At 42.8% G+C, this 4,476-nt stretch carries 3 protein-coding genes; 2 read left to right on the top strand and 1 reads right to left on the bottom strand.

What is annotated here, in order from left to right; all coding sequences use genetic code 11:
* Positions 1-42 precede the first annotated feature (42 nt).
* The gene (gene acnA, locus A5868_RS18715) at positions 43-2,694 is read left to right on the top strand and encodes an aconitate hydratase AcnA (protein WP_086303638.1); all 2,652 of its coding nucleotides are present in this window, start codon (positions 43-45) and stop codon (positions 2,692-2,694) included.
* Positions 2,694-3,917 carry an NADP-dependent isocitrate dehydrogenase gene (icd, locus tag A5868_RS18720; RefSeq protein ID WP_086303637.1) on the top strand — a complete coding sequence of 408 codons (1,224 nt, stop codon included), beginning with the start codon at positions 2,694-2,696 and terminating at the stop codon, positions 3,915-3,917. Before acnA ends, icd begins: the two co-directional genes overlap by 1 nt.
* Positions 3,918-4,131: 214 nt before the next feature.
* Here the strand turns inward: icd and A5868_RS18725 are convergent, their stop codons facing one another.
* A complete protein-coding gene (locus A5868_RS18725) occupies positions 4,132-4,359 on the bottom strand; it encodes a hypothetical protein (protein WP_010780497.1) in 228 nt (75 codons plus the stop codon).
* Positions 4,360-4,476: the final 117 nt, after the last annotated feature.

Consider the following 4,476-nt stretch of genomic DNA (forward strand, 5'->3'; position numbering starts at 1 on the left):
CATCTGATTTTAAACGATAACGTATTCAGGAGGGATTTTGGAATGAACTGGAAAAAAGAGCTTGTCTTCAATGACGAACATTATACATACTTTGATCTTTCATCGATTGTCGATACGTATAAAAAAAATATTACTGATTATCCATACAGCATTCGCGTATTATTAGAAAGCTTGGCACGCCATCAAGAGCACGCAGATTTGGAGAACTTGATAGCATTCGATGCAAAAAAACCTGCAGGCGTTGTTCCTTTCCGCCCTTCACGGGTTGTCTTACAAGACTTTACTGGCGTTCCAGCAGTCGTGGATTTGGCAGCGATGCGAGATGCAGTCGTTAAGTTAGGGGGAGATCCTAAAGTAATCAATCCGGAAATTCCCGTCACTTTAGTAGTTGACCATTCTGTTCAAGTAGACTCCGCGGGAACAAAGGAAAGCCTGTCCTTCAATACGGAAAAAGAATTTGAGCGCAATCATGAACGCTATCAATTTCTTAAATGGGCACAACAAGCCTTTGATAATTTTGAAGTCGTTCCCCCTGAAACAGGAATCATCCACCAGGTCAATCTGGAATATTTATCAGACGTCATTTTAAAAAATGACGATGATTTACTATTCCCTGATTCCCTAGAAGGGACAGATTCTCATACAACGATGATCAATGGACTAGGCGTACTCGGTTGGGGTGTCGGCGGTATTGAGGCAGAAGCAGCGATTTTAGGAGAAGCTTCCTATTTCCCGACTCCCGAAGTCATCGGTGTAGAGCTGACTGGAAGCTTGAGCCCTGGAGCAACTGCCACTGACCTGGCTCTCTACCTCACTGAGCTTTTGCGCAATGAAAAAGTTGTTGGAAAATTCGTTGAGTATTTCGGAACAGGCTATAAGAGCCTGAGCCTTTCAGACCGTGCAACGATCGCTAATATGGCGCCTGAATACGGCGCGACATGCGGCTTCTGCCCAATTGATGAAGAAACCTTGAATTACCTTCGTTTGACAGGTCGTCAGGAAGAGCAAGTCAAACTAGTTGAGGCCTATGCAAAGCAGAATCATCTCTTTTATGATGGCTCAGAGACACCTCTCTACACACGAGTGATCCAATTAGATCTATCGACGGTCCATTCGTCTGTTGCTGGGCCCAAACGTCCTCAAGATAGGGTGCCGTTAGCCGAAGTTGCTGAAAATTTCCAAACATCGCTAACAAATCCAAGCGGACCAAAGGGATTCGGATTGTCTCCTGATGAGCTGAATCGGAAAGAAACCACAAAAGGAACCGATCAAGTCATTGAAACCGGCGACCTTGCATTAGCGGCAATTACTAGTTGTACAAATACCAGCAATCCTTCTGTAATGGTGGCCGCGGGGCTGTTGGCTAAAAAAGCCGTTGAATTGGGACTTGAGGTGCCTTCGACAATTAAAACCTCCCTTGCCCCCGGCTCAAAAATCGTCACTCAATATTTAGAAAAAGGCAACCTGCTGGAACCACTTGCCGAATTAGGGTTTGACATCGTTGGCTACGGTTGTACGACCTGTATCGGAAACTCCGGTCCTTTAGAAGAAGAAATAGAAGCAACTTTAAAAGAGAGCGATTTGGTTGTGTCCGCTGTCCTTTCAGGAAACAGAAATTTTGAAGGACGAATCCACCCTTTGATCAAAGCGAATTATTTGGCATCTCCGCCGCTTGTGATCGCCTATGCTTTGGCTGGTACGATTAAAAAAGATTTGACGAAAGAAGCCCTTGCGACGATCGAGGGAAAGGATATTTATTTAGCAGATTTATGGCCTTCTCAAGAAGAGGTCAACACCTATATCAATGACTTTTTAAATCCTCAAGACTTTCGTGCCGCCTATGAAAATATCTATCAATCGAATGAACGCTGGAATCAAATTGAGACTTCAAAAGGAGAATGCTACGAATGGGATGATGCGTCAACCTATATAGCAAATCCTCCTTTCTTTACGGATCTTGACCAAACAGAAAACACAGAAAATCCGTTGGCCGACTTGCGCGTTCTAGCCAAATTTGGTGACACTGTAACTACGGATCATATCTCACCTGCTGGAAACATCGGGATGCAATCGCCTGCAGGCCGTTATTTAAAAGAACATGGTTTGGCTTATAAGGACTTCAATTCATTCGGTTCTCGTCGAGGCAATCATGAGGTAATGATGCGAGGGACCTTTGGAAATATCCGAATTCAAAACCAATTAACTCCTGAAACGACTGGTGGGTACACGAAGCTAGCCACAAATGGTGAAGAATTGTCTATCTATGATGCCGCTATGCAGTACCAAAAGGACCAAATCGGTACAGTGATTCTTGCTGGCAAAGATTATGGCATGGGCTCTTCTCGCGATTGGGCTGCCAAAGGAACAAATTTATTGGGGGTCAAAGCCGTTTTAGCAGAAAGTTATGAGCGTATTCATCGCAGCAATTTAGTAATGATGGGTGTGATTCCTTTCGAATACCTTCCAGGTGAATCTGCCGAATCTTTAGGCCTGACTGGATTGGAAACTTATACCTTTGATTTTCCAACAGAACCTGTGATCAATCAGCTGATCGCTGTGACTGCTAAGGGTGAAAACGAGCAGCATTTCCAAGTAAAACTGCGCTTTGATTCGGAGGCAGATATTGCTTACTGGAAAAACAAAGGCATTCTGCCTTTAGTCATAAATAAAAAAATGCAAAAGGAGCAGGCCTAATGACAACTACTTTAAATCCGACCATTCCTTATATTCAAGGCGATGGTATTGGTCCAGAAATATGGCAAGCAGCACAAAAAGTCGTTGATGCAGCGGTCGCTTCCACGTATGAAGATGGTCGAAAGATTCACTGGCTCGAGATTCTCGCTGGAGAAAAAGCCTTCAACCAAACCGGCACTTGGCTTCCAGAAGAAACATTAGCTGCCATCAAGGAGCACAAGGTTGCTATCAAAGGGCCTCTGACCACACCTATTGGAGAAGGCTTTCGTTCATTAAATGTCACCCTGCGACAAGAGCTGGACCTTTACGCTTGTGTTCGTCCTGTTCGTTATTTTAAAGGGGTCCCTTCTCCGTTGAAGGAACCAGAAAAAACAAATATGACTATCTTTAGAGAAAATACTGAAGATGTATACGCGGGGATCGAATTTGCAAAAGACTCTAAAGAAGTCGCACAGCTTTTGGCGTTTTTGACAAACACACTCTCTGTCACGAAAGTACGTTTCCCTGCAACAAGCGCGCTTGGGATCAAACCGATCTCGCAAGAAGGCAGCGAACGCCTGATTGCTGCGGCTTTGGATTATGCGGTAGATCAAGGGCAAACACGAGTAACCTTGGTCCACAAAGGCAATATCATGAAATTTACCGAAGGCGGATTCAAAAATTGGGGCTACGATTTCATTGAAAAGAATTATCCTCAGGCCTTCACTATGAATGACTATAAAAAGATCGCCGCTGAAATAGGGCCTGAAAAAGCAGAGAGCGCATTGAAAGAAGCCAAAGCAGATGGAAAAATCATTGTTGATGACGTCATCGCGGATAATTTTTTACAGCAAATCTTGCTTTATCCTGAGAAGTACCAAGTAGTGGCTACAACGAATCTGAACGGCGACTATATTTCAGATGCATTAGCTGCACAAGTTGGAGGTATCGGGATTTCACCAGGGGCAAACATCAATTACCGCACTGGACACGCAATTTTTGAAGCAACACATGGAACAGCCCCGGACATTGCAGGAAAAGGTTGGGCGAATCCTTGCTCCCTACTCCTTTCAGCCGCAATGATGCTCGAGTATCTCGGCTGGTCTGAAGCGGGTAAAAAAATTCCAAAAGCCATTGAAGAGGCACTTCAAAATAAACAGATGACACATGATTTCGCACAGATGTTAGCAATTGACGCGCTTTCAACTTCGGAATTCGCAGAGTATCTGATTCAAACTATTTAAAAAATCCCTGATGGAGAGCAGATCGAGCTTATTCCATCAGGGATTTTTACTTTATATTTCTTGAACTAGAACCCATTTTCTTTAGCTTTCATAAGAAAAAAAGCTGCGTTATTTAATTATCCGTCCTTTTATGGATATTCAAATCAAGACAAAAAAAGTCACCCAAAAGCCGATAATCGGTCTTTTAGGTGAGCTTTGTAAAAGGACGGTCGATTTAACTAAAGAAACATTCTTTAGAAACGATACCTGCTACTTCCGCATATTTAATTAATACTTGACCATTTACTTGGTCAATCCTATCTGCATCTAACCCGTAAAAACGTTCTACATTTACAATGCAGCCATTTTTTTCTTTACGTATTACTTCCCCAATGATCGGCCGAGCAAAATCCGTTTTACGGCATTCATAGCTTTCTCCAACAATAATCGCTTCTTTATTCATTCAACCACCTCATTCATGTTTTATACTACACTTATATAGTAGCATTAAGTGGAGTAAAAAACCATTTTAAAGGTGTTATTTATTAAATAAGCCTCTTTTTAAAGCAACGAACGTAAT

It is taken from the genome of Enterococcus sp. 12F9_DIV0723, assembly GCF_002174375.1.
Classification (GTDB): Bacteria; Bacillota; Bacilli; order Lactobacillales; family Enterococcaceae; genus Enterococcus_A; species Enterococcus_A gilvus.